The sequence below is a fragment of the Photobacterium satsumensis genome (genome assembly GCF_050336935.1).
In the GTDB taxonomy this organism is placed as follows: Bacteria; Pseudomonadota; Gammaproteobacteria; order Enterobacterales; family Vibrionaceae; genus Photobacterium; species Photobacterium satsumensis.
Window position 1 is genome coordinate 1 of sequence record NZ_JAKJSK010000030.1, and the last position, 1,105, is coordinate 1,105.

General features: G+C 45.1%; 3 rRNA genes. All 3 read right to left on the minus strand.

What is annotated here, in order from left to right:
- A 16S ribosomal RNA gene (locus L4D79_RS29740) occupies window positions 1-203 on the minus strand; the annotation flags it as partial.
- 348 nt (window positions 204-551) lie between these two features.
- Window positions 552-667: ribosomal RNA gene (rrf, locus tag L4D79_RS29745) — 5S ribosomal RNA — on the minus strand.
- Between the two features lie 243 nt (window positions 668-910).
- Window positions 911-1,105, minus strand: a 23S ribosomal RNA gene (locus L4D79_RS29750); the annotation flags it as partial.

Here is a 1,105-nt window from a genome sequence, read left to right on the forward strand (position 1 = left end):
GAACAAGGAGATTATGCGGTATTAGCCATCGTTTCCAATGGTTATCCCCCACATCAGGGCATATTCCCAGGCATTACTCACCCGTCCGCCGCTCGCCGCCCAACAAATCCCCCGAAGGGTCAATGTTGTCGCTGCCGCTCGACTTGCATGTGTTAGGCCTGCCGCCAGCGTTCAATCTGAGCCATGATCAAACTCTTCAATTAAAGTTTTGGCTCAATGAAATACTGTTAAATCATTACCGAAGTAATGATTGAATTGACTGTGCCAAATAATAAGTAAACTTACTATTTGTATTGGTCACTCAGTTTCATTGATAATTCTTTTGTTGACTATCATTTCACGAGTGCCCACACAGATTGCATGGTCAAATTGTTAAAGAACATATTGCCTTTCAGTGCCTTAGCACTTAAGCAGGACGCGTATAATACGCTAACCACTTTGAAAGTCAACATAAAACTCTAAGAAAACTTAAAGCCTTATGGTGACTTGCTTGAATCTCAAGCAAGTGCCCTATTTTGTCTTCACTTTTCAAAAGTGAAAATAAATTGGGAGCCTGGCGATGTCCTACTCTCACATGGGGAGACCCCACACTACCATCGGCGCTATTACGTTTCACTACTGAGTTCGGCATGGGATCAGGTGGGTCCATAATGCTATGGTCGCCAAGCAAATTCTGTTGAAAACATTCCGCTGGCTATAAAGCCCGCTAGCTACGTTAAGTTGCTCTCTCGCTCAGTCATTTAGCAGGCTAAACTCCTTCGCTCGACTCACAACTTGTCTTGCTATCGAACTTTATTCCGGCGCTACCTCTGGTAGGCGGAATATCTTCATAATCTGGGAAAATCTAACTAGTTGTTCTCAACACTCATTCAAGTGCTCATGGAGTCCGTAAAAACCCCTTGGGTGTTGTATGGTTAAGCCTCACGGGCAATTAGTACAGGTTAGCTCAACGCCTCACAGCGCTTACACACCCTGCCTATCTACGTCGTAGTCTTCAACAACCCTTTAGGAACCTTATAGGTTCAGGGATGACTCATCTCGAGGCTCGCTTCCCGCTTAGATGCTTTCAGCGGTTATCGATTCCGAACTTAGCTACCGGGCAATG